General features: G+C 67.4%; 22 protein-coding genes and 1 tRNA gene. 9 read left to right on the forward strand and 14 right to left on the reverse strand.

What is annotated here, in order from left to right:
- Positions 1–11: 11 nt before the first annotated feature.
- The 8 genes from LGM42_RS23345 (at position 12) to LGM42_RS23380 (ending at position 6725) form a co-directional block, all read left to right on the forward strand.
- Positions 12–88, forward strand: a tRNA-Pro gene (locus LGM42_RS23345).
- Positions 89–228: 140 nt separating this feature from the next.
- A complete protein-coding gene (locus LGM42_RS23350; protein ID WP_226233287.1) occupies positions 229–1521 on the forward strand; it encodes an HlyC/CorC family transporter in 1293 nt (430 codons plus the stop codon).
- An 83-nt stretch (positions 1522–1604) separates the two neighbouring features.
- Positions 1605–2858 carry a GspE/PulE family protein gene (locus LGM42_RS23355; RefSeq protein ID WP_226233288.1) on the forward strand — a complete coding sequence of 418 codons (1254 nt, stop codon included), beginning with the start codon at positions 1605–1607 and terminating at the stop codon, positions 2856–2858.
- The gene (locus LGM42_RS23360) at positions 2855–4066 is read left to right on the forward strand and encodes a type II secretion system F family protein (protein WP_226233289.1); all 1212 of its coding nucleotides are present in this window, start codon (positions 2855–2857) and stop codon (positions 4064–4066) included. Before LGM42_RS23355 ends, LGM42_RS23360 begins: the two co-directional genes overlap by 4 nt.
- 46 nt (positions 4067–4112) lie before the next feature.
- Positions 4113–5024, forward strand: a complete 912-nt coding sequence (locus tag LGM42_RS23365; RefSeq protein WP_060312599.1) for a prepilin peptidase — start codon at positions 4113–4115, stop codon at positions 5022–5024.
- Position 5025: 1 nt separating this feature from the next.
- Positions 5026–5631 (forward strand): dephospho-CoA kinase, encoded by a 606-nt coding sequence (gene coaE / locus LGM42_RS23370; protein WP_059580872.1) that lies wholly within the window; start codon positions 5026–5028, stop codon positions 5629–5631.
- 109 nt (positions 5632–5740) lie between these two features.
- Positions 5741–6496 carry a cell division protein ZapD gene (gene zapD / locus LGM42_RS23375; RefSeq protein ID WP_059580870.1) on the forward strand — a complete coding sequence of 252 codons (756 nt, stop codon included), beginning with the start codon at positions 5741–5743 and terminating at the stop codon, positions 6494–6496.
- 28 nt (positions 6497–6524) lie between these two features.
- Positions 6525–6725, forward strand: coding sequence for a DNA gyrase inhibitor YacG (locus LGM42_RS23380; protein WP_089466612.1), 201 nt, complete (start codon positions 6525–6527; stop codon positions 6723–6725).
- 57 nt (positions 6726–6782) lie between these two features.
- Here LGM42_RS23380 and LGM42_RS23385 read toward each other — a convergent pair whose 3' ends face one another.
- The 4 genes from LGM42_RS23385 to secA form a co-directional block, all read right to left on the reverse strand.
- Positions 6783–7226 carry an NUDIX domain-containing protein gene (locus LGM42_RS23385; protein ID WP_059580864.1) on the reverse strand — a complete coding sequence of 148 codons (444 nt, stop codon included), beginning with the start codon at positions 7224–7226 and terminating at the stop codon, positions 6783–6785.
- On the reverse strand, positions 7223–8092 hold the full coding sequence (locus tag LGM42_RS23390; protein ID WP_027783462.1) for an ATP-binding protein: 870 nt from the start codon (positions 8090–8092) through the stop codon (positions 7223–7225). The genes LGM42_RS23385 and LGM42_RS23390 overlap by 4 nt, the downstream gene beginning before the upstream one ends.
- A 19-nt stretch (positions 8093–8111) precedes the next feature.
- Positions 8112–9353, reverse strand: a complete 1242-nt coding sequence (gene argJ, locus LGM42_RS23395; protein WP_226233290.1) for a bifunctional glutamate N-acetyltransferase/amino-acid acetyltransferase ArgJ — start codon at positions 9351–9353, stop codon at positions 8112–8114.
- Between the two features lie 144 nt (positions 9354–9497).
- On the reverse strand, positions 9498–12290 hold the full coding sequence (secA, locus tag LGM42_RS23400; RefSeq protein WP_226233291.1) for a preprotein translocase subunit SecA: 2793 nt from the start codon (positions 12288–12290) through the stop codon (positions 9498–9500).
- A 256-nt stretch (positions 12291–12546) separates the two neighbouring features.
- On the opposite strand from secA, the gene LGM42_RS23405 reads away from it, so the two are divergent.
- A complete protein-coding gene (locus LGM42_RS23405) occupies positions 12547–13023 on the forward strand; it encodes a DUF721 domain-containing protein (protein ID WP_059580855.1) in 477 nt (158 codons plus the stop codon).
- An 80-nt stretch (positions 13024–13103) separates the two neighbouring features.
- Here the strand turns inward: LGM42_RS23405 and lpxC are convergent, their stop codons facing one another.
- The 10 genes from lpxC to murD form a co-directional block, all read right to left on the reverse strand.
- Positions 13104–14021: a UDP-3-O-acyl-N-acetylglucosamine deacetylase gene (lpxC, locus tag LGM42_RS23410; protein WP_059580853.1), complete on the reverse strand. Its 918-nt coding sequence runs from the start codon at positions 14019–14021 to the stop codon at positions 13104–13106.
- Between the two features lie 240 nt (positions 14022–14261).
- Positions 14262–14768, reverse strand: coding sequence for a peroxiredoxin (locus LGM42_RS23415; protein WP_059580848.1), 507 nt, complete (start codon positions 14766–14768; stop codon positions 14262–14264).
- 188 nt (positions 14769–14956) lie between these two features.
- Positions 14957–16153 (reverse strand): cell division protein FtsZ, encoded by a 1197-nt coding sequence (ftsZ, locus tag LGM42_RS23420; protein WP_021159911.1) that lies wholly within the window; start codon positions 16151–16153, stop codon positions 14957–14959.
- Positions 16154–16269: 116 nt separating this feature from the next.
- Positions 16270–17502, reverse strand: coding sequence for a cell division protein FtsA (gene ftsA / locus LGM42_RS23425; protein ID WP_006487138.1), 1233 nt, complete (start codon positions 17500–17502; stop codon positions 16270–16272).
- Between the two features lie 26 nt (positions 17503–17528).
- Positions 17529–18281 (reverse strand): cell division protein FtsQ/DivIB, encoded by a 753-nt coding sequence (locus LGM42_RS23430; RefSeq protein ID WP_034186356.1) that lies wholly within the window; start codon positions 18279–18281, stop codon positions 17529–17531.
- 19 nt (positions 18282–18300) lie between these two features.
- Positions 18301–19242: a D-alanine--D-alanine ligase gene (locus tag LGM42_RS23435; protein ID WP_034206326.1), complete on the reverse strand. Its 942-nt coding sequence runs from the start codon at positions 19240–19242 to the stop codon at positions 18301–18303.
- Between the two features lie 84 nt (positions 19243–19326).
- Complete coding sequence (murC, locus tag LGM42_RS23440) at positions 19327–20724, reverse strand: UDP-N-acetylmuramate--L-alanine ligase (RefSeq protein WP_226233292.1); 1398 nt, start codon at positions 20722–20724, stop codon at positions 19327–19329.
- Positions 20721–21824, reverse strand: coding sequence for an undecaprenyldiphospho-muramoylpentapeptide beta-N-acetylglucosaminyltransferase (murG, locus tag LGM42_RS23445; RefSeq protein ID WP_060312589.1), 1104 nt, complete (start codon positions 21822–21824; stop codon positions 20721–20723). The genes murC and murG overlap by 4 nt, the downstream gene beginning before the upstream one ends.
- Positions 21825–21945: 121 nt before the next feature.
- The gene (gene ftsW / locus LGM42_RS23450; RefSeq protein WP_059580840.1) at positions 21946–23229 is read right to left on the reverse strand and encodes a putative lipid II flippase FtsW; all 1284 of its coding nucleotides are present in this window, start codon (positions 23227–23229) and stop codon (positions 21946–21948) included.
- Positions 23226–24734 (reverse strand): UDP-N-acetylmuramoyl-L-alanine--D-glutamate ligase, encoded by a 1509-nt coding sequence (murD, locus tag LGM42_RS23455; protein ID WP_226233293.1) that lies wholly within the window; start codon positions 24732–24734, stop codon positions 23226–23228. Before murD ends, ftsW begins: the two co-directional genes overlap by 4 nt.
- Between the last annotated feature and the right edge of the window lie 21 nt (positions 24735–24755).

Consider the following 24755-nt stretch of genomic DNA (forward strand, 5'->3'; position numbering starts at 1 on the left):
AGAGCAAAAATCGGGGTGTAGCTTAGCCTGGTAGAGCGCTACGTTCGGGACGTAGAGGCCGGAGGTTCGAATCCTCTCACCCCGACCAGATTTAAAAAAACCGTGCACCTTGTGCACGGTTTTTTTTCGTCCGGCCGCCGCGGGCCCTTGTGTCGCGCGCGACACATCGCGGTCGCCGGCCTCTGCTATATTTGCCCCATCCCTGTCCTTCACTGCCCTTTCCAACGCGTGGACCAAATTCCCTTATGGGCGCAAATCGGCGCCGTCTTCCTGCTTCTCCTCTGTTCCAGCTTCTTTTCCATTTCCGAGACCGCGATGATGGCGCTCAATCGCCATCGGCTGAAGCATCTCGCCGGCCAGGGCGTGCTCGGCGCGAAAACCACGCAGGGGCTGCTCACGCGCACTGACTTGCTGCTCAGCGTGATCCTGATCGGCAACAACCTGTTCAACACGATCATTCCGGTCCTCACGACGTCGCTCGCGCTCCATACGTTCGGCCGCAACAACCTCGCGCTGTCGATAGCGACCGGCGTCGTCGCGTTCCTGATCATCGTGTTCGCGGAAATCGCGCCGAAGATCGTCGGCGCGACGTTCCCCGAGCGCATCGCGCTACCCGCGAGCCTCGTGATCGCCCCGTTGATGCGCGTGTTCAAGCCGGTCGTCTGGTTCGTCAATGCGCTCGCGAACGGCGTGCTGTGGGTGCTGCGCATCAACACGAAGAAGGGCCGCGACCAGCGGATGTCGGCCGACGAGCTGCGCGCCATCGTGCTCGAATCGAGCAGTTTCATGCCGACCAAGCACCGCAGCATCCTGCTCAACCTGTTCGACCTCGAGAACATCACGGTCGACGACGTGATGGTGCCGCGCCGCCAGATCGAGTCGCTCAACTTCTACGCGCCGCTCGACGACATCCTGCATCAGCTCGAAACCTGCTATCACAACCGCCTGGTCGTCTACGAAGGCGACATCGACAAGGTGCTCGGCGTGCTGCACGTACGCAAGACGCTCACCGCGCTGCACAACCAGGATTTCGACCGCGAGACGCTGCGCACGCTGCTCGCCGAGCCGTACTACGTGCCATCGGGCACGCCGGTGGTCCAGCAGCTCCAGTTCTTCCAGGAAACCCGGCAGCGCACCGCGCTCGTCGTCAACGAGTACGGCGAGCTCGAAGGACTCGTCACGCCCGAGGACATCATCGAGGAGCTGATCGGCGAATTCACGACGTCGATGCCGCGCAGCGAACGCGCGGGTGGCTGGGACGAGAACGGCGAATGCATCGTGTCGGCCAGCATGCCGCTGCGCGAACTGAACCGCTGGCTGCACCTGAAACTGCCGACCGACGGGCCGAAGACGCTGAATGGGCTCGTGCTCGAGATCCTCGAGGAAATTCCGGAAGACGACGTGTGCCTGAAAATCGGCGACGTGATGCTCGAAGTGATGCGCAGCGACGATCAGGCGGTACGCACCGTCAAGCTGTTCAAGCCGCGCGGCACGCGCACCGGGCGCGCCGCCTCCCGCTAGCCGAACGGCCGACTGCCGGCGCCGCCCGCGACGCGCGATCATCTGCGCATCACGGTCAACAGGCGGCCAGCGCGCCGGCTCACATGCACTTCCCTTCCTCCGGGGCGTCGCCGCACACGCCCGCGCACGCCGCCGCGCCCCATGCACTCGATGCGGCCCAGCTCGACGATGCCCCCGCCGTACGGCTGCTGACGGACACGCTGCACGCGGCGCGCGTGCGCGACGCGTCGGACATCCACGTCGAGCCGTTCGAAGCCGGCTGGCGCATCCGTCTGCGCATCGACGGCGTACTGCATGAACATGCGCGACCGCCGCTGCACCTGCGCGATGCGCTCGTGACGCGGATCAAGGTGCTCTCGCGCATGGACATCGCCGAGCGGCGGCTTCCGCAGGACGGCCGGCTGCGCATCGCGATCGACGGCGGCACGCGCGGCGACTACCGCGTCAGTTCGCTGCCGACGCTGTTCGGCGAAAAGCTCGTGCTGCGGCGGCTCGAAACACTGCCGCCCGATCTCACGCTTGCCAACCTCGGCTTCGACGCGCGGCAGGCCGCCGCGATGGAGGCCGCGATCCGTGCGCCGCATGGCCTCGTGCTCGTCACCGGCCCGACCGGCAGCGGCAAGACGCTGTCGCTCTACTGCGCACTGCAGATGCTCGATCGCGACGCGCACAACGTCTGTACGGTCGAGGATCCCGCCGAGATCCAGCTCGACGGGATCAACCAGGTCGGCGTCGCCGACAAGGCCGGTCTCACGTTTGCGACCGCGCTGCGCGCGCTGTTGCGACAGGATCCCGACGTCATCATGGTCGGCGAGATTCGCGATGCGGAGACGGCCGATGTCGCGATCAAGGCCGCCCAGACAGGCCATCTCGTGCTGTCGACGCTGCATACGAACGACGCGCCGGCCGCCGTCGCGCGGCTGCTCGACATCGGCGTCGCGCCGTACAACCTCGCGGCCGCGCTGCACCTCGTCACCGCGCAGCGCCTCGTCCGGCGCCTGTGCGTCGCCTGCCGCGTGCATTCGGACGCATCGGCGCGCGCGTTGCGGGAAGCCGGCTGCGACCCGGCGGCGCTGGCGACCGGCTGGCGGCCGTTCGTCGCGCGCGGCTGTTCCGCCTGTCACGGAATCGGCTATCGCGGCCGCATCGGGCTGCATCAGACGATGCCGGTATCGCCCGGGCTGGCCGAGCGCATCGTCGCGCGGGCAAGCGTCGGGGAACTCGCGCAATGCGTGGTTGCCGAGGGCGTGCGTACCCTGCGCGACGCGGCATTCGCGCGCGTGCTGGACGGCACGACGAGCATCGCTGAAGCCGTCGCCGCCACGCCCGCGGCGTGAACGTGCGCACGCCGCCGCGCGAAACCCGCTTTGCATGGCGCGGCCGCCATCGCGACGGCGCGCCGCGCCGCGGGATCGTCATCGCCTTCGACGCGGCGGCCGCGCGCGCCACGCTCGCGCGCGACGGCATCGCGGTACTGTCGCTCGACGTCCGCGGGCCGGCCCGTCCGCCGGCGGCCGCCGCACGCGACATCACGCGCTTCACGCGCCAGCTCGCGAGCCTGCTGCAGGCCGGCCTGCCGCTTGCACCGTCGCTCGAGATGCTCGCGCGCACCCGCACGCGCGACGGCGTGCCGCGCATCGCCGCGGGGCTCGCCCGCGAGATCGTCGGCGGCCGGCGCTTCGCCGATGCACTCGCACGTTATCCATCGCAGTTCGGTACGCTGTATCGTCAGTTGATCGAGGTCGGCGAGGCGTCCGGTTCGCTCGGCATCGTGCTGACGCGGGTCGCGGAACACCGCGAGCGCGCCGACGCGCAATGGCGCAAGCTGCGTGCCGCGCTCGCGTATCCGGCCGCCGTCATCCTGTTCGCGCTCGCGATCTCGGCAGCATTGATGGTGTGGGTCGTGCCGACCTTCCGGCAGATCTTCGACGGTTTCGGCGCCGCCCTGCCCGCACCGACCCGCGCGCTGCTCGCGCTGTCCTCCGCGCTGTCGGCGTGGGGCGGCGTGCTGCTGGCCGGCGCGGCCGCCACGGGGCTTGCCGCGCAGCACGCGCTTCGGCGCTCGTCCGCATTGCGCCATGCGCTCGCGCGACACCTGTTGCGCGCCCCGCTCGCGGGCAGCGCGCTGGAGCGGTTCGCCGCCGCACGCTGGTGCCGCTCGCTGGCGACCCTGCTCGGCGCCGGCGTGCCGCTCGCCGATGCGTTCGCCACGCTCGAGCGCACGGCCGGCCACCCGGTGTTCGCCCGCGCCACCGCGTACATCGCCGCTCGCGTGTTGCGCGGCGTGCGTCTGGCCGATGCGATGCATTCGGCCGGCTGCTTTCCGGACGACGTCGTGCAACCGATCGCCGTCGCCGAGGAAACCGGTGCGCTCGACACGATGCTCGCCGACATCGCCGCGTTGTGCGAACGTCAGCTCGACGCGCGCCTCGATGCGCTCGCGGCGCTCGGCGAACCGTTGATCGTGATCGTCCTGGGCGCGCTCGTCGGCGGCCTCGTGATCGCGATGTACCTGCCCATCCTTCAGCTCGGCAACGTGGTGTAGCATCGCAACCGACTCTGTCGCCTTTTTGCCCCGAACCTTGATCCTCATGACGCCAGCGCTCCTGTCCGCCGTTTCCGATTCGCCCGAGAGCACGCTGCTCGCGCTGGCGATGCTGCCGCCCGCGCTGCAGTATGCGTTCGCGATCGTCATCGGCCTGTGCGTCGGCAGCTTCCTGAACGTGGTCGCGCACCGGTTGCCCGTGATGATGCAGCGTGCGTGGCAGGCCGAAATCGCCGAAGCGACGGGCACCGAGCCCCCGCCGCCCGACGACGGTTATCCGCCGCGCTACGATCTGTGGCGCCCGCGCAGCGCCTGCCCGCATTGCGGCCACGTGTTGCGCGCCTGGGAGAACATCCCGATCGTCAGCTACCTGGTGCTGCGCGGGCGCTGCCGGCGCTGCGGCCATGCGATCGGCATCCGCTATGTGCTCGTCGAACTCGCGTGCGCGCTGCTCGCCGCCGTCTCGCTCGCGGCGTTCGGCCCGACCGTCGCCGCGCTTGCCGCGTTCGCGCTGTGCGCGGCGCTGCTCGCGATGAGCGCGATCGACATCCGGACCGGCTACCTGCCCGATTCGATGACGCTGCCGCTGCTGTGGGCCGGGCTCGCGCTGAACCTCGGCGGCACCTTCACGTCGCTGCGCTCGGCCGTGATCGGCGCGATGGCCGGCTACCTGTTCCTGTGGTCGATCTACTGGCTGTTCAAGTGGCTGCGCGGCATCGAGGGCATCGGTTTCGGCGACCTGAAGCTGCTTGCCGCGCTCGGCGCATGGATGGGCTGGGCCGCGCTGCCGCAGGTCGTGCTGTTCGCGGCGGTGACCGGCGCGATCGTCGGGCTCGTCGCGACCTGGCGCGGCCGCATGCGCTTCGAGGAGCCGATTCCGTTCGGCCCGTTCCTCGCGGCCGGCGGCGTCGCCACGCTGTTTTTCGGCACCCCTTTCTATGCGGCGCTCGGAGGCTGACATGTTTTCAGTAGGACTCACGGGCGGCATCGGCAGCGGCAAGACGACCGTTGCCGACCTGTTTGGCGCCCGTGGCGCATCGCTCGTCGATACCGACCTGATCGCCCACCGCATCACCGCGCCGGGCGGTCTCGCGATGCCGGCGATCGAGCAGGCTTTCGGCCGCGGCTTCGTGGCCGCCGACGGCTCGCTCGATCGCGCGAAGATGCGCACGCTGATCTTCAGCGACGACGACGCGCGCCGGCGCCTCGAAGCGATCACGCATCCGCTGATCCGCGCGGAGACCGACCGCGAGGCGCGCGAGGCGCGGGGCCCGTACGTGATGTTCGTCGTGCCGCTGCTCGTCGAGTCGGGCACCTGGAAGGCGCGCAGCGATCGCGTGCTCGTCGTCGACTGCCCGGTCGAAACGCAGATCGCGCGCGTGATGCGGCGCAACGGCTTCACGCGCGAACAGGTCGAAGCGATCATCGCGCGACAGGCGACGCGCGAGGCCCGCCTCGCGGCGGCCGACGACGTGATCGTCAACGACGCGGTCACGCCCGACGCGCTCGCCGCGCAGGTCGATGCACTGCACCAACGCTACGTCGGATTCGCGGCCGCGCACTGAGCATCGCATGCAATCCTGATGGTGTACGAAATTGGCGCGTTGCTAGGGTAGAGAGGGGGCATTAGAATGTCCTTCATTGTTTCAATCCCTACCCAAGAGGCGAGCGCGCTTGATTCTTTACGAGTATCCGTTCAACGAGCGAATTCGCACGCTGTTGCGTCTCGAAGATCTGTTCGAGCGCTTCGCGTTCTTTTTGGCTCAGGAGGACCCGCGTGAGCACCACGTCGCGCTGACGACGCTGTTCGAAATCGCCGAGGTGACGGGCCGCGCGGACCTGAAATCGGATCTGATGAAGGAGCTCGAACGCCAACGCCAGACGCTCGCCCCCTTTCGCGGCAATCCGGGCATCGAGCAGAACGCGCTCGAAGCCGTGCTCGGCGAAATCGAGCAGACGCTCGCGAATCTCGCGCAGATGCAGGGCAAGACCGGCCAGCACCTCGTCGACAACGAGTGGCTCGCCAGCATCCGCAGCCGCGCGGTGATCCCGGGCGGTACGTGCAAGTTCGACCTGCCGTCGTACTACGCGTGGCAGCAGTGGCCGGCCGAGCAGCGGCGCCAGGACATCGCGAAGTGGATCCTGCCGTTGCTGCCGTTGCGCGACGCAGCAGCGATCGTGCTGCGGCTCGCGCGCGAATCGGGTCAGGCGTCGAAGGTCATGGCGATGCAGGGCAGCTATCAGCAGATGCTGTCCGGGCGCAGCTACCAGTTGATGCAGGTGCGGGTGTCGCCGGAGCTGCGCGTGATTCCCGAGGCGAGCGCCAACAAATACATGCTGTGGGTGCGGTTCACGATGCAGGACGGCGACGTGCGGCCGCGCGCGGTGGACATCGACGTGCCGTTCCATCTGACCCTGTGTAATCTGTAACGGCCGCGTGCCGGTTCAACGCTTTCGTATGACTACCGTCGTGAAATGTCCTTCGTGCGGCGCAGAAGTGCGCTGGACGCCTGAAAACAAGTTCCGTCCCTTCTGTTCGGCCCGCTGCAAGCAGCTCGACCTCGGCGCATGGGCCGCGGAAAAGTATCGGATCGGCGGTTCCGCCGACGAAGGCCCATCGTCGGAAGAAGACGGCACGGACAATCGCCGCGACAGTTGAGCGGCGCGCGCCGCCGTCCGCCAATATGGCCTGCGTTTCAGGCAGGCCGCCGCGGCGTCACTGCGACGCCGCTTCCTTCTCGAGCAGTTCGAGCACCGGCAGCGCCGCCGGCAACAGCGGCGCGACCTCGACCGGCAGTTGCTGCCACACGAACGCCTGTCCTTCCTTGCTGTGCGGCTCGCCCGTCCAGCCCGTCACCTTGCAGAAATAGAGCCGGACATACGCGTGCGGATAATCGTGCTCGAGCGTGTGCCAGCGGTGGCTGGCCGTGACTTCGATGCCGAGTTCCTCGTGCAGCTCCCGCGCCAGTGCGTCCTCGACGCTTTCGCCGGCCTCCAGCTTGCCGCCCGGGAACTCCCAGTAACCTTCATACGGCTTGCCCTGCAGGCGTTGCGCGAGCAGATACCTGCCGTCCGGCTGCACCATCACGCCGACCGCGACTTCGGTCACCTTGCGGCCGTCCGGCGCCCGCACGGCGCCTTGTGCCTGATCCGCGCTCATGCCTGCTCCTTGCGGCCCGACCAGTCCCGCGCGAACTGCCACGCGACGCGGCCCGAGCGGGAACCGCGCTCGAGCGCCCATACGAGCGCGTCGCCGCGCGCGGTCTCGATCTCCGCATCCGGGCAGCCGAAGTGACGCAGCCAGTGCGCGACGATGTCGAGGTAGTCGTCCTGCTTGAACGGATAGAAGCTGACCCACAGGCCGAAGCGCTCCGACAGCGAGATCTTCTCCTCGACGACTTCGCCGGGGTGAATCTCGCCGTCCGGCAGATGCTTGTACGACTCGTTGTCGCTCATGTACTCGGGCAGCAGGTGGCGGCGGTTCGACGTCGCGTAGATCAGCACGTTGTCCGACTGCGCGGCGATCGAGCCGTCGAGCGCGACCTTCAGCGCCTTGTAGCCCGATTCGCCGTCCTCGAACGACAAGTCGTCGCAAAACACGATGAACCGCTCCGGACGCTGCGAGATCAGGTCGACGATGTCGCCGAGATCGTGCAGGTCGTCCTTGTCCACTTCGATCAGGCGCAGCCCGTCGTTCGCGTACGCATTCAGGCACGCCTTGATCAGCGACGACTTGCCGGTACCGCGTGCGCCGGTCAGCAGCACGTTGTTGGCCGGCTTGCGCTGCACGAACTGGCGCGTGTTCTGGTCGATCAGCGCTTTCTGGCGGTCGATGTTGTGCAGGTCGCCGAGCGTGATCGACGACACGGCCGGCACCGGCTGCAGATAACCGCGCCCCTGGCGCTTGCGCCAGCGGAACGCGTGCGCCGCGTTCCAGTCGATGGCCGCCGGCGCGGGCGGCAGCATCCCTTCGAGACGGCCGAGCAGCGCTTCCGCGCGTGTCAGAAACTGTTCAAGCTTGTCCATGTCGTTCGAGCGCTCCCGATCAGGAGCGGTAATCCGCGTTGATGCTCACGTAATCGTGCGACAGGTCGCACGTCCAGACGGTGGCCTGCGCATCGCCGCGCCCCAGCAGCACGCGGATCGTGATCTCGCTCTGCTTCATCACGCGCTGACCGTCTTCTTCCTGGTAGGCCGGATTGCGGCCGCCCGCCTTCGCGACCAGCACGTCGTCGAGATAAAGATCGATCTTGCCGACGTCGAGATCCGCGACGCCCGCATAGCCGATCGCCGCGAGAATCCGGCCGAGGTTGGGGTCGGATGCGTAGAAGGCCGTCTTCACGAGCGGCGAATGGCCGATCGCGTACGCGATCTGGCGGCATTCGGCGACGCTCCTGCCGCCTTCGACCTGCACCGTCATGAACTTCGTCGCGCCTTCGCCGTCGCGCACGATCAGTTGCGACAGCACCTGCGCGACTTCCGTCACCGCGCCGCGCAGCGCCGCATAGGCGGGCGAATCGGTCGACGTGATCGCGGGCAGCGTACTCTTGCCCGACGCGATCAGGATGAACGAGTCGTTCGTGGACGTGTCGCCGTCGATCGTGATGCAGTTGAACGAGCGGTCGGCGACTTCCTTCACGAGCGTGTCGAGCACCGGCTGCGCGACGTTCGCATCGAACGCGAGGAAGCCGAGCATCGTCGCCATGTTCGGCTTGATCATGCCCGCGCCCTTGCTGATGCCCGTCAGCGTGACCGTGTGGCCGTCGATCGCCACCTGGCGCGACGTCGCCTTCGGCAGCGTGTCGGTCGTCATGATCGCCTGCGCGGCGTCGAACCAGTTCGCGGCCTTGCGGTTCGCGAGCGCGGCCGGCAGGCCGGCCTTCAGGCGATCGATCGGCAGCGGCTCGAGGATCACGCCGGTCGAGAACGGCAGCACCTGCGCCGGCTCGATGCCGGCCAGACGCGCGAGTTCCGTGCAGGTTTCGCGTGCGTTCACGAGGCCCGGCTCGCCGGTGCCCGCGTTCGCATTGCCCGTATTCACGACCAGCGCGCGAATGCCCGCGCCGCCGGCACGCACCTTCGCCAGGTGCTCGCGGCAGACGGTGACCGGCGCTGCGCAGAAACGGTTTTCGGTGAACACGCCCGCGACCGTCGCGCCTTCGTCGACGGAGATGACCAGCACGTCCTTGCGATTCGGCTTGCGGATGTTCGCTTCCGCCCAGCCGAGCGTGACGCCGGCGACGGGATGGAGTTGGGCGGGATCGATCGACGGAAAATTGACAGCCATGGGGCACACCTGCCGGATGGAAAATGCCGGCACGTGCCGGCATCGATTGGAAGAACCGGCGGCCGCACGCGCGGGCCGCCACAACTCACGTCACTGACTGGAAGCTGCGAACGACGCGGCGCGCGTGATGCGCGCCGCCGCCGATCATGACAGCTTCCCGTGACATTGCTTGTACTTCTTGCCGCTGCCGCACGGGCACGGATCGTTGCGGCCGACCTTCGGCATTTCGCCGCCGGGCCCGCTGTGCGTCATCGCGCTGCCGACCATGTCGGCCGTCGCCGCCGCGGCTGCCGTGACGTTCGCCACCGGCGCGCCGGCGTCCGCGTAATCGGCATGCTGGTATTCGACGTTCTCGAGATGACCGCTGCGCTCCTCGATCTGCTCGGCGGCTTCCTCGAGCTGCTCCGGCGACTGGATCTGCACGTTCATCACGATGCGCGTGACTTCCTGCTTGATCGCGTCGAGCATCGCGGCGAACAGTTCGAACGCCTCGCGCTTGTACTCCTGCTTCGGGTTCTTCTGCGCGTAGCCGCGCAGATGAATACCCTGGCGCAGGTGGTCGAGCGCCGCGAGGTGCTCGCGCCACAGGCGGTCGACCGTCTGCAGCATCACCGAGCGCTCGAACGCGCTGAACGATTCGCGGCCGACCATCGCGACCTTCGCCTCGTACTGCTCGTCGGCGGCCGTCGTCACGGCGTCGAGGATCTCGTCGGCCGTGATCGACGACGACTCGTTCACCATTTCCTGGATCGCGAGATCGAGCTGCCAGTCGTTGCGCAGCGCTTCCTCGAGCTCCGGCACATCCCACTGCTCCTCGATGCTGCCTTCCGGCACGAACTGGCGGACGACTTCGGTGATCACCCCGTGACGCATCGCGGTGATCGTCTCGGTGATGTCGTGCGCTTCGAGCAGTTCGTTGCGCTGCTGGTAGATCACCTTGCGCTGGTCGTTCGACACGTCGTCGTATTCGAGCAGCTGCTTACGGATGTCGAAGTTGCGCGCCTCGACCTTGCGCTGCGCCGATTCGATCGACCGCGTGACGATGCCGGCCTCGATCGCCTCGCCTTCCGGCATCTTCAGGCGATCCATGATCGAGCGCACGCGGTCGCCCGCGAAAATGCGCAGCAGCGGATCGTCGAGCGACAGGTAGAAGCGCGACGAGCCGGGGTCGCCCTGACGGCCCGCACGGCCGCGCAGCTGGTTGTCGATCCGGCGCGATTCGTGGCGCTCGGTGCCGATGATGTGCAGGCCGCCCGCGGCCTTCACCTCCTCGTGCAGCGTTTCCCACTCGTCGTGAAGCTGCTTGATGCGGCGTGCCTTCTCGTCGGCCGGAATCGCATCGTCGGCCTCGATGAACGCCGCCTGCTTCTCCGCGTTGCCGCCGAGCACGATGTCGGTACCGCGGCCGGCCATGTTGGTCGCGATCGTGATGCGCTTCGGACGGCCGGCTTCCGCGACGATCGCCGCTTCACGCTCGTGCTGCTTCGCGTTCAGCACTTCGTGCGGCAGCCCCGCCTGCTTCAGCAGGTGCGACAGCAGTTCGGAGTTCTCGATCGACGTCGTGCCGACCAGCACCGGCTGGCCGCGCTCGTAGCAGTCGCGAATGTCGCGGATCACCGCGTCGTAGCGCTCCTTGGCCGTCTTGTAGATCTGGTCCTGCTTGTCGATCCGCTTCGGCGGGCGGTTGGTCGGGATCACGACCGTCTCGAGGCCGTAGATCTCGTTGAATTCGTACGCTTCGGTGTCCGCGGTACCGGTCATGCCGGCCAGCTTCGCGTACATCCGGAAGTAGTTCTGGAACGTGATCGACGCGAGCGTCTGGTTCTCGCTCTGGATCTTCACGTGCTCCTTCGCCTCGACCGCCTGGTGCAGGCCGTCGGACCAGCGGCGGCCGGCCATCAGGCGGCCCGTGAATTCGTCGACGATCACCACTTCGCCGTTCTGCACGACGTAGTGCTGATCCTTGTGGAACAGCGTGTGGGCGCGCAGCGCCGCGTACACGTGGTGCATCAGCGTGATGTTCTGCGGCGCGTACAGGCTCTCGCCCTCGCCGATCAGGCCCCATTCGGCGAGCAGGCGCTCGGCCTTCTCGTGGCCCGATTCCGTCAGGAACACCTGGCGCGACTTTTCGTCGAGCGTGTAGTCACCCGGCTTCTCGACGCCCGTGCCGTCGGCCTTCTCTTCGCCGATCTGGCGCTCGAGCAGCGGCGGCAGTGCGTTCATCCGCACGTACAGCTCGGTGTGATCCTCGGCCTGACCCGAAATGATCAGCGGCGTACGCGCTTCGTCGATCAGGATCGAGTCCACTTCGTCGACGACGGCAAAATTCAGCGCCCGCTGCACGCGCGCGTCGGTCTCGTAGACCATGTTGTCGCGCAGGTAGTCGAAGCCGAATTCGTTGTTCGTGCCGTACGTGATGTCCGCCGCGTACGCCTGCTGCTTCTGGTCGTGCTCCATGCCAGACAGGTTGATGCCGACCGACAGACCGAGGAAGTTGTAGAGGCGCGCCATCCACTCGGCATCGCGCTGCGCGAGGTAGTCGTTGACGGTCACGACGTGCACGCCGCGGCCGGCCAGCGCATTCAGGTACACGGGCAGCGTCGCGACGAGCGTCTTGCCCTCGCCGGTGCGCATTTCCGCGATCTTGCCGTAGTGGAGCACCATGCCGCCGATCAGCTGCACGTCGAAGTGGCGCATCTTCAGCACGCGGCGGCTTGCCTCGCGACAGACCGCGAACGCTTCGGGCAGCAGCTTGTCGAGCGACTCGCCGGCCGCGACCCGCTGGCGGAATTCGTCCGTCTTGCCGCGCAACTGGTCGTCCGTCAGCTTCTCGATCTGCGTTTCGAGCGCATTGATCGTCGCGACGGTCTTTTGGTATTGCTTGACGAGCCGCTGGTTGCGGCTGCCAAAAATTTTCTGGAGAAAACCGGTTGTCATCGGATCGGATCCTGCGTCGCAGCACCGGCGCCCGGCGCGTGTTGCGCGCCCCGGCGCCCGAGCCTCGGCGGCTTAGCGAATTAGTGGACTCAAACGTCGAATTTTAGCACGCGGGGACGCATGCGCCCGCGTCCCGGCCGGACGGCCATCGCGCGCCGGGGCCGGGCGGACAGGGGCGAAAGCCACGCGTGCGCGAGCCGGCGCGAGTACAATCGGCTGCAACCTCCGCGCGCGTGCGCGCTCGAAGAATGCCTCGATGAACCGATTTTCCAAGCGTTTCGGCCCGCTCGCCGCCTATCGTCCGCAACCCGTGTCCGAAGTGCTCGGCCGTACCGACGCGTTCGCGGCGTTGCGCGCCGGCGTGGAGCAGATCGCGTCGCTGCAGCGCGACCTCGGCGCGTGCCTGCCCGATTATCTGGCGAATCACGTCGAACCGGGCTTCATCAAGGACGGCACCCTGACCCTCTTTGCCGCACACAATGCGCTGGCAGCACGGCTGCGGCAGGTCGAAATGCGGCTGCTCGGCGATCTCCAGAAGCGCGGCTGGCCGGTGACGACGCTGCGGGTGCGCGTGCGGCCGAAGGACGCGCCCGAACCGCCACATGTGAAGCAGGCGCGGATGACCTCGGCCGGCGCCGCCGCGTTGCGCGACCTCGCCGACCACCTCGAACCGTCGCCGCTGCAGGCGGCGCTCGCGCGGATGGCGGCACGGCACGGCGCGAAGCCGCGTTGATCGCCAGGGCCGCAGGCGGCGGCCCGCCAATAAAAAAGCGACCCGAGGGTCGCTTTTTTATTGCTTGCGCTGAACACAGCTCACGCGAAGGCCGTCTGCGCGTCGAACGCGAACCCCTTCGGCGCCGCCTGCGGATCGTCGAACGTCACGATCTCGTACGCGTCTTCGTGCGCGAGCAGCTCGCGCAGCAACGCGTTGTTCAGCCCGTGGCCCGACTTGTACGCGGTGTACGACGCCAGCAGCGGGTGGCCGATCACGTACAGGTCGCCGATCGCGTCGAGCATCTTGTGCTTCACGAATTCGTCGTCGTAGCGCAGCCCGTCGTTGTTCAGGATCCGGTACTCGTCGAGCACGATCGCGTTGTCCATGCTGCCGCCGCGGGCGAGGCCCAGCTCGCGCATCATTTCGACTTCATGGGCAAAACCGAACGTGCGCGCGCGCGCGATCTCCCGTACGTACGACGTATTCGCGAAATCGACCTCCAACTCCTGGCCGGTCTTGTCGACGGCCGGGTGACGGAAGTCGATCGTGAACTTCAGCTTGAAACCGAAATACGGATCGAGACGCGCGAACTTGTCGCCATCGCGGATTTCGACCGGCTTCTTCACCTGGATGAAGCGCTTCGGCGCGTTCTGCTCTTCGATGCCGGCGGATTGAATCAGGAACACGAAGGACGCGGCGCTGCCGTCCATGATCGGGATTTCCTCGGCCGTCACGTCGACATAGAGGTTGTCGATGCCGAGGCCGGCGCACGCCGACATCAGGTGCTCGACCGTCGACACGCGCGCGCCATCCTTCTGCAGCACCGACGCGAGCCGCGTGTCGCCGATCGACATCGCGGAGGCCGGAATATCGACGGGCGTGGGCAGGTCGACGCGCGAGAACACGATACCCGTGCCCGGCGCGGCCGGACGGAGCGTCAGTTCGACCTTGCGGCCCGAGTGGAGACCGATACCGACGGTCTTCACGATGGATTTGATGGTGCGCTGCTTCAACATGGTCTTCTTCGTCTTGATTGAGGATATCAATCAGGAGTTATATTCGATAGGCGCGATTATAGCGTAATTCCCAATTCAACGCTGTCTGAAACTGCGTATCAATCTGTTTCGACTGTTTACCCGCGCCGATACGGGACGGGCCGATGCCCGGAACGGAGGCGTTTCCGGTCATCGACCCGTGTTACAACTGCCCTGAGGCCGGCGAGCAGCGTTGCCGGAAGGCAACGGCGCGCCGCACGATCAGGACGTCAACGTCGCGAGCACACTCGCCGCATCGCTCACTTCGAATTTGCCCGGCGCCTCGACGGCCAGCGTCTTGACCACACCGCCGTCGATCACCATCGCGTAGCGCAGGGAACGAATTCCCATGCCACGCGCGGACAAATCCTGCGTCAGCCCCAGCGCATGAGTGAAAGCCGCGCTGCCGTCCGCCATCATGCGCACCTTGCCCGCGGTGTGCAGATCACGTCCCCATGCGCCCATCACGAATGCGTCGTTGACGGACACGCACCAGATCTCGTCGATACCCGCCGCGCGCAGTTGCTCGGCGTGCTCGACGTAGCCCGGCACATGCTGCGCCGAGCAGGTCGGCGTGAACGCGCCCGGCAATCCGAAGATCACCACCCGCTTTCCCGCAACCTGGTCGCGCACGCTGAAGGCATTCGGCCCCAGCGTGCACCCTTCGCGCGCGTCGTCGACGAACTCGAACAATTGCGCGTCGGGCAGCGCGTCGCCCACTTGAATCATGGCTGGTCCCTCATAGCGATACGGTTTTTCAGCGTGTCGCGGACAGCACGGCCCATCCCGCTTCGCACAAGCGAAGAGGGCACCTTTCCCGGCCCGGCGTCGCATCCGACGCGGCCTGTCGTGGTCCGTGGCATCCGTCACGCCGGCGATACCGCGGCGGTGTCGCCGCGGCTTCGCCTGTGTTTGCGTCAGTCAGCCTGCTTGCGCAGGAAAGCCGGGATGTCGTACGTGTCGACCCCCTTCTCCTGCAGCGCCTGCACGTGCGATGCCGCGGTTTCGCGCGAGTTGCGCCACACCGCCGGCGTATCGAGCGCGCCGTAGTCGGCCGTGCTGACGTGATGCGCCGGCGCATAGCCGTGCGACACCGCGCTGACCGGCTGGTTGTCCGTACCCGTGCGCAGCAGCGTCATCGGTGCCGACTGCTGCTTCTTCGCCGCACGGCCCAGACCCGTCGCCACGACCGTCACGCGCAACGCATCGCCCATCGCGTCGTCGTACACCGCACCGAAGATCACCGTCGCATCTTCCGCCGCGTAGCTCTTGATCGTGTTCATCACTTCGCGCGTTTCCGACAGGCGCAGCGAACGGCTCGACGTGATGTTGACCAGCACGCCGCGCGCGCCCGACAGATCGACGCCTTCGAGCAGCGGGCTCGCCACGGCCTGTTCCGCCGCGAGGCGCGCGCGATCGACGCCGGCAACCGTCGCCGTGCCCATCATCGCCTTGCCCTGCTCGCCCATCACCGTCTTCACGTCCTCGAAGTCGACGTTCACGAGGCCGTCGACGTTGATGATTTCCGCGATACCCGCCACCGCGTTGTTCAACACGTCGTCCGCGCACTGGAAGCACTTGTCCATCTCGGCGTCGTCGCCCATCACGTCGAACAGCTTGTCGTTCAGCACGACGATCAGCGAGTCGACGTGATCCTCCAGTTGCTGCGAGCCTGCTTCAGCGACGCGCATGCGCTTGCCGCCTTCGAACTCGAACGGCTTGCTGACGACACCGACCGTCAGAATGCCCATCTCCTTCGCGATCTGCGCGACCACCGGCGCCGCGCCCGTGCCCGTGCCGCCACCCATGCCGGCCGTGATGAACACCATGTGCGCGCCGCGCAGTGCGTCGGCGATGCGCTCACGCGCCTCTTCCGCTGCCGCACGGCCCATTTCCGGCTTCGCACCGGCGCCAAGACCCGTGTTGCCGAGCTGGATCACCGACGATGCGCGCGAACGCGACAGCGCCTGGGCGTCCGTGTTCATCACGATGAAATCGACGCCCTGCACGCCGCGGTTGATCATGTGCTGGACGGCATTGCCGCCAGCGCCGCCAACGCCGACCACCTTGATGATGGTGCCGTTGGTCTCGGTTTCCAGCATTTCGAATTCCATGTTGCCTCCGTCAAGAGAATGACTGCTACTCGGCCGTTATTCGGCAGGAGATCGGGCAACCCCCTGTCGCGCGCCAGCCGCCGGCACCAGCGCGAATTTCGATTCGGTTCGACTCGTCAGAAGTTGCTCAGGAACCATTCCTTCATCCGCGAGAACACCTGCCCCGCGTTGCCGGACTGCACGGCGACCTTGCGGCCGCGCATGCGCTGCGCACTGCCTTCGACGAGCAACCCCATCGCCGTCGAGTAGCGCGGATTGCGCACGACGTCGGAGAGGCCGCCTGCATATTCCGGCGCGCCGATGCGCACCGGTTTCAGGAAAATGTCTTCGCCGAGCTCGACCATGCCCGGCATCATCGACGCGCCGCCGGTAATGACCACGCCGGAGCTCAGGAGTTCTTCGTAACCCGACTCGCGCACGACCTGCTGCACGAGCGAGAACAGTTCCTCGACGCGCGGCTCGATCACGGCCGCGAGCGCCTGGCGCGACAGCGTGCGCGGGCCGCGTTCGCCGAGGCCCGGCACTTCGACCATTTCGTCCGGATCGGCGAGCGCCTGCTTCGCGATCCCGTAGCCGACCTTGATGTCTTCCGCATCCGGCGTCGGCGTGCGCAACGCCATCGCGATGTCGCTCGTGATCTGGTCGCCGGCGATCGGAATCACCGCCGTGTGGCGGATCGCGCCTTCGGCGAAGATCGCGATGTCCGTCGTGCCGCCGCCGATGTCGACCAGCACCACGCCGAGATCCTTCTCGTCTTCCGTCAGCACCGCCAGCGACGACGCGAGCGGCTGCAGGATCAGGTCGTTCACTTCCAGCCCGCAGCGGCGCACGCACTTGACGATGTTCTGCGCGGCGCTCACCGCGCCCGTCACGATGTGCACCTTCACTTCCAGCCGGATGCCGCTCATCCCGATCGGCTCGCGCACGTCTTCCTGGCCGTCGATGATGAATTCCTGCGTGAGGATGTGCAGCACCTGCTGGTCGGTCGGGATGTTGATCGCCTTCGCGGTCTCGATCACGCGCGCGACGTCCGTCTGCGTGACCTCCTTGTCCTTGATCGCGACCATCCCGCTCGAGTTGAAGCTGCGGATGTGGCTGCCCGCGATCCCCGTAAACACGTTGGTGATCTTGCAGTCGGCCATCAGCTCGGCTTCCTCGAGCGCGCGCTGGATCGACTGCACGGTGGCCTCGATGTTGACCACCACACCTTTCTTCAGACCCTTCGACTCGCTCTGGCCGAGACCGATCACCTCGTAGTGGCCCTCGCCCTTCAGCTCGGCGACGATGGCCACTACCTTCGACGTGCCGATGTCGAGGGAAACCAGCAGATCCTTGTAGTCTTTGCTCATAAAGTGCTCTTGCGTGTGATCTCTCGTTACTTCTTGCGCTTGTCGGTATCGGTCAGGAACCGCATGCCCGCCGCGCGAATCGCGAATCCGTTCGGATAACGCAGATCCGCGTACTCGATGTCGTTGCCCCAACGCTCCGTGACGGCCGGCCACGCGGCCACCAGGCGCTGGCTCCGGTCATGCAGCGTGTCGCTGTTGCGTTCCTTGCCCAGCTCGACCTGCATGCCGTTCGACAGCTTCACCGTCCACGCGTACCGCGCCGACAGCGTCACTTCTTCCGGCGCCGCCTTCAGCGGCGCAAACCATTTCCCGAAGTCGCGATACCGCGTGACGACTTCCTTCGCACTGCCTTCCGGACCGTCGAACGCCGGCAGTTCCTGCTCCAGCTCGCCCTGGTTCGCGGTGAACAGCTCGCCGTCGACGCTCACCAGCTGATCGCTGCCCCAGGTCCCGAGCGGCTTGTACTCCTCGAGCGTGACAGCCAGCGCATTCGGCCACACCCGGCGCACGCTCGCGTGACGCACCCACGGCATCTGCTCGAACGCGGCACGCGCCGCATCGAGATCGACCGTGAAGAAATTGCCCTTCAGCCGGCCGACCACGCCCGCGCGCACCGTCGGCGAGTTGATGTGCTCGGTGTCGCCGTCGATCCGGATTTCCCGCAGCGCGAACGTCGGGCGCTGGATCAGCCAGTAGCAGCCGGCCGCCGCCAACACGAGCAGCAGCAGCGCGTACAGCGCGCTGGCGGCAAGGTTGAGTTGGCGAACGTTGTTCCACATACGTCGTTCCGATCCTGCGTCAGTCGTTGAGCGTGAGCGACAACACCTTCACGACCAGCTCCGAATAGCCGATGCCGACCGCGCGCGCGGCCTTCGGCGGCAGCGAGTGGTCGGTCATCCCGGGGGCCGTGTTCACTTCCAGGAAATACGCATTGCCGGCCGCGTCGAGCATGAAATCCGCACGGCCCCAGTCGGTGCAGCCGAGCACGTCGAACGCGCGGCGCGCGATGCGCTTCAATTCCGCCTCCTGTTGCGCCGGCAGGCCGCACGGGATCAGGTACTGCGTATCGTCGGCGACGTACTTCGCGTGGTAGTCGTAGAACTCGCCCGCCGGCACGATCTTGATCAGCGGCAGGTCGAGATCGCCGGCGATGCACGCGGTGTATTCGCCGCCGCCTTCGATGCTCTTCTCGACGATCACGATCTTGTCGTGCGTCGCGGCTTCCGCGAGCGCGGCCGGCAGCGCGTCGGCCGTCTTCACCTTCAGCACCGCGACGCTCGAGCCTTCGCTCGCCGGCTTCACGAACAGCGGCAGGCCGAGCTTCGCGACAATGTCGGTCGCGCGCGCGGCCAGGTCGTCGCCGCGCATCACCGTCTCGAACGGCGGCGTCGGCACGCCCGTCTGCTGCCACACGAGCTTCGTGCGGAACTTGTCGAGGCCGAGCGCCGACCCGAGCACGCCGCTGCCCGTGTAGCGGATCCCGTAGAAATCGAGCGCGCCCTGGATCTGGCCGTTCTCGCCGTAGCCGCCGTGCAGCGCGTTGAACGCGCGCACGAAGCCTTCGTCCTTCAGCGCCGACAGCGGCCGCTCGGCCGGGTCGAACGGATGCGCGTCGACGCCCGCGTCACGCAGGCCCTGCAGCACGAGGCGGCCCGAGGTGAGCGACACCTCGCGCTCGGCGGATTCGCCGCCGAACAACACCGCCACCTTGCCGAAGCGTTTCGGATCGATTCCGCTCATGCCGACCTCCGCCGGGCCGCCCCAAGGAGGCTGACCGCCCCCGCGGGGGGCAGCGAACGAAGTAAGCGTGGGAGTCGTTTCATGTCATGCCTTCTGTTCAGTGTGTTGCACGAGCTTCGCCGGCACGCCGCCGATCGAACCCGCGCCCATCGTGATCACCACGTCGCCGTTCTGCGCGACTTTCGCCAATGCGTCCGGCACGTCGTCGACCGTCGCGACGAACACCGGGTCGACCTTGCCCGCCGCGCGCAGCGCACGCGACAGCGCGTCGCCGCTGGCCGTCGGGATCGCCGCTTCGCCCGCCGCGTAGACTTCCGTCAGCACCAGCGCATCGACCGTCGACAGCACGTTGACGAAATCGTCGAAGCAGTCGCGCGTGCGCGTGTAGCGGTGCGGCTGGAACGCCAGCACGAGGCGGCGGCCCGGGAACGCACCGCGCGCGGCCGCGATCGTCGCGGCCATCTCGACCGGGTGATGGCCGTAGTCGTCGATCAGCGTGTACTGGCCGCCGTCCGCGCTCGGCACTTCGCCGTAACGCTGGAAGCGCCGGCCGACCCCGTTGAATTCCGCCAGCGCCAGCTGGATCGCGTCGTCCGACACGCCGAGATCGGTCGCGATCGCGATCGCCGCGAGTGCGTTCTGCACGTTGTGCAGGCCGGGCATGTTCAGCACCACCGAGAGCGGCGCGCGACCTTCGCGGATCACGTTGAAATGCATCCGGCCGTCGCGCGCGTCGATGTCCTCCGCGCGCACCTGCGCGTCCGGCGACAGGCCGTAGCGCACGACCGGCTTCGAAATGAACGGAATGATCTGCCGCACGTTCGGATCGTCGACGCACACCACCGCGCTGCCGTAGAACGGCAGGCGCTGCGTGAATTCGATGAACGCCTGCTTGAGCCGCGCGAAATCGTGGCCGTAGGTGTCCATGTGGTCGGCGTCGATGTTCGTGATGACTTCGATCACCGGATACAAGTTCAGGAACGACGCGTCCGACTCGTCGGCCTCGGCGACGATGAAATCCCCCGTGCCGAGCCGTGCATTCGCGCCGGCGCTGATCAGCCGGCCGCCGATCACGAACGTCGGGTCCAGCCCGCCCGCCGCGAGCACGCTCGCGACGAGGCTCGTCGTCGTGGTCTTGCCGTGCGTGCCGGCGATCGCGATGCCCTGCTTCAGGCGCATCAGCTCCGCCAGCATCACCGCGCGCTGCACGATCGGCACGCCCTGGTGGCGAGCGGCCAGCACTTCCGGATTGTCGGAGCGCACGGCCGTCGACACGACGACCGCGTTCGCGCCCTCGATGTTCGCCGCGTCGTGGCCGATCGCGATCCGCGCGCCCAGCGCCGCGAGGCGATCGGTCACCGCGTTGCGCGACAGGTCCGAGCCGCTGACCGCGTAGCCGAGGTTGACGAGCACTTCGGCGATGCCGCTCATGCCCGCGCCGCCGATCCCGACGAAATGAATGTGTTTGACGATGTGTTTCATTGCAGTTGTTCCAGGTTCGCGCCGGCCGCCTTCGCGCACACACGCGCGACTTCGTCGGTGGCCTCGGGCTTCGCGAGCGAGCGCGAACGTTCCGCCATCTCCGCGAGGGATGCCCGCGACTGGCCGCGCAGCCAGTCGGCGAGCAGTTCCGCCGACAGGTCGCGTTGTTGCACCAGCACGGCCGCACCGGCATCGGCGAGGAACGCGGCGTTGGTCGTCTGGTGATCGTCGACCGCGTACGGGAACGGCACGAATAGCGCCGCCACGCCCACCGCCGCGATCTCCGACACCGTCATCGCGCCCGACCGGCAGATCACCAGATCCGCCGCCGCATACGCGGCCGCCATGTCGTCGATGAACGGCACGAGCCGCACGTCTTCGCCGGCCGCGAAACCGGCCGCTTCGTAATTCGCCTTCAATGCATCGATGTGCTTCACGCCGGCCTGGTGCACGACGCGCGGGCGCTCGCCCGGCGCCAGCAGCGCCAGCGCGCGCGGCACGACTTCGTTCAGCGCGGCCGCCCCGAGGCTGCCGCCGACGACCAGCACGTTCAGCGGGCCGCTGCGCGACGCATAGCGCGCGTGGGGCGGCTCGGTATGCGCAAGTTCCGCGCGAATCGGGTTGCCCGTCCATTCCGCGTGCGGCAGCGCGCCGGGGAACGCGACGAGCACGCGCTTCGCGAGTTTCGCGAGCACCTTGTTCGTCAGGCCCGCGATCGAATTCTGTTCATGCAGCACGAGCGGACGCCCCGACAGCGCGGTCATCACACCCGCCGGGAACGTGATGTAGCCGCCCATCCCGAGCACGACGTCCGGCCGCACGCGGCGCAGCGCGCCGAGGCTCTGCCAGCATGCGCGCAGCAGGTTGACCGGCAGCGTCAGCTTGGTCTTCAGGCCCTTGCCGCGCAGCCCGCCGAACCGCACGTACTCCATCGGAATGCCGTGCTTCGGCACGAGCGTCGCTTCCATCCCGGCCGGATTGCCGAGCCATACGACGCGCCAGCCCGCCGCTTCCATCCGGTGCGCGACCGCGAGCCCCGGGAACACGTGGCCCCCGGTGCCGCCTGCCATCACCATCAGCGTGCGTTGCGACGCGGTCATACCTTCCCTCCCCGCATCAGCAAGAATGAACGCATGTTTTGGCTACGGCCGCTTCGCTTAACTTCGCGCGCTTCGCGCACGAAGTTAGCCTTCACCGAAATCGCGTACTGACGCGGGGAGGTCATACCTTCCCTCCCCGCATCAGTACGCGATTTTCGTAATCGACCCGCAGCAGCACCGCGAGCGCGACGCAGTTCAGCAAAATGCCCGAACCGCCGTAGCTCACGAGCGGCAGCGTCAGGCCCTTGGTCGGCAGCAGCCCGAGGTTCACGCCCATGTTGATGAACGTCTGCGCGCCGAACCAGATGCCGATGCCCTTCGCCATCAGGCCCGCGAACGTGCGATCGAGCGCGAGCGCCTGGCGGCCGATCTCGAACGCGCGGCGCACGATCCAGTAGAACAGCAGAATCACGACCAGCACGCCGATGAAACCGAGCTCCTCGCCGATCACCGCGAGGATGAAGTCGGTATGCGCTTCCGGCAGGTAGTTCAGCTTCTCGACGCTACCGCCGAGACCGACGCCGAACCATTCGCCGCGGCCGAACGCGATCAGCGAGTGCGTGAGCTGGTAGGCCTTGCCCTGCGCGTAGCGTTCGTCCCACGGATCGAGATACGCGAAGATCCGCTCGCGACGCCACGGCGACAGCCACACGAGCATCGTGAACGTGCCGACCGCCGTCGCGACGAGGCCGCCGAACAGCTTGCCGTTCACGCCGCCGAGGAACAGCACGCCCATCGCGATCGCGGCGACCACCATGAACGCGCCCATGTCGGGCTCGAGCAGCAGCAGCGCGCCGACGAGACCGACCGCGAACGCCATCGGCAGGAAGCCCTTCGCGAAACTCTGCATGTATTCCTGCTTGCGCACCGTGTAGTTCGCCGCGTAAATCGTCACCGCGAGCTTCATGATTTCCGACGGCTGCATGTTCGTGATGCCGAGCGGAATCCAGCGGCGCGCACCGTTCACGCCCTTGCCGACGTGCGGGATCAGCACGATCACGAGACCGACGAGTGCGATCAGGAAAAGATGCGGCGCGTATTTATCCCAGGTCGACACCGGCACGCGGAACGCGATCACCGCCGCGCCGAACGCGACGCCGAGCGACACGCAGTGGCGCATCAGGAACGCGTAATCGTGATACGACGCGTATTTTGGCGAATCGGGCATCGCGATCGACGCCGAATACACCATCACGACGCCGAGCCCGAGCAGCGCGATCGCGACCCACAGCAGCGAATAGTCGAAATCGAGCATCCGCGAACGGGTCGGACGCACACCGTTGACGACGCTGGCGAGGCCGCCCGTCGCGGCGCGCGTGGCCGATGCGACGCGGCCGCCCGCGGCGTTGCCGCCGGTGTCGCGTCGGTCGTTGAAACGGGAGACGAGGCGATCGGACCAGCTCATGGCGTCGCTCCTTTGTCGATGGCGATGGCGTCGACCGCCGCGCGGAACACCTCCGCGCGATGGGCGTAGTTCCTGAACATGTCGAGGCTCGCGCACGCGGGCGACAGCAGCACCGCATCGCCCGGCTCGGCCAGCTCGGCCGCCGCGCGCACCGCGCCTTCGAGCGTCGCGTGGTCGGCGAGCGGCACGCCCGTTTCGGCGAGCGTGTCGCGCAGCGCCGGCGCGTCGCGGCCGATCAGCATCACCGCGCGGCACCAGCGCGCGACCGGCGCGACGAGCGGCGCGAAATCCTGTCCCTTGCCGTCGCCGCCCGCGATCAGCACGGTCTTCTGCGCGAGCCCGTCGAGCGCGGCCACCGTCGCGCCGACGTTCGTCCCCTTGCTGTCGTCGACGTAGTCGACGTCGTCGATCGTCGCGATCACTTCGACGCGATGCGCTTCGCCGCGGTATTCGCGCAGCGCGTGCAGCAGCGGCGCGGCGGGCAGATCGATCGCGCGAGCGAGCGCGAACGCGGCCAGCGCGTTCGCCGCGTTGTGCAGCCCGCGGATGCGCAGCGCGTCGGCCGGCATCAGGCGCTTCTGCGCGATGTCAGGCGTGTGCGCGGCGTCCCGCTTGCGCCGGCGGGTCGTCGCCTCATCCGGCGCGTCGCGATCGACGGCCTCCACCAGCCACGCGATGCCGTTGTCGCGCGATAGCCCGTAGTCGCCGTCCTGCGTCGGCTCGTTCAGGCCGAACGTGACCGTGCGCGGCGCGTCGGCCGCGCCGGCTGCCGGCGCGAACTGCATCACGGCCGCGTCGTCGCGGTTCAGCACGCGCGTCGTCGTCGCGCCGAAGATCCGGCCCTTTGCCTGCGCGTACGCGTCGAAGCTGCCGTGCCAGTCGAGATGGTCCTGCGTGATGTTGAGGATCGCGGCCGCATCGGGCGCGAACGTGCGTGCGGTCTCGAGCTGGAAGCTCGACAGTTCGAGCACCCAGACGTCGGGCAACGCGGTTTCGTCGATCGCGCTCGCGAGCCGGTCGAGCATCGCCGGGCTGATGTTGCCCGCGACCGCGACCTTCTTGCCCGAGCGCTGGCACAGCAGGCCCGTGAGGCTCGTCGTCGTGGTCTTGCCGTTGGTGCCGGTAATCGCGAGCACCTTCGGCTGGTAGCCGCTCGTGCCGAGTGCGCGCAGCGCCTGCGCGAAGAATTCCAGCTCGCCCCATACCGCGATGCCGCGCTCGTTCGCGGCCGCGACCAGCGCCGCGAGCGCCGGCTCCAGCGGCGACAGCCCGGGGCTCAGCCCGACGATCTCGACGCCGCCGTCGAGCAGCGCGGGCGTGAACGCCCCGCCGACGAATTCCGCGTCGATGCCTTCGGCCTGCAGCGCGGCAAAGTTCGGCGGCGCCTCGCGGGTATCGGCAATACGCAGCCGGCACCCGTGCCTCGCGCACCATCGCGCGATCGCGAGACCCGATTCCCCGAGCCCCAGTACGAGCACCATCGGCCGTTGCCGATCTCCAAACATCTCGCCAGACATCCTTGTTAC

The sequence above is a fragment of the Burkholderia sp. AU39826 genome (genome assembly GCF_020419965.1).
Taxonomy (GTDB): Bacteria; Pseudomonadota; Gammaproteobacteria; order Burkholderiales; family Burkholderiaceae; genus Burkholderia; species Burkholderia semiarida.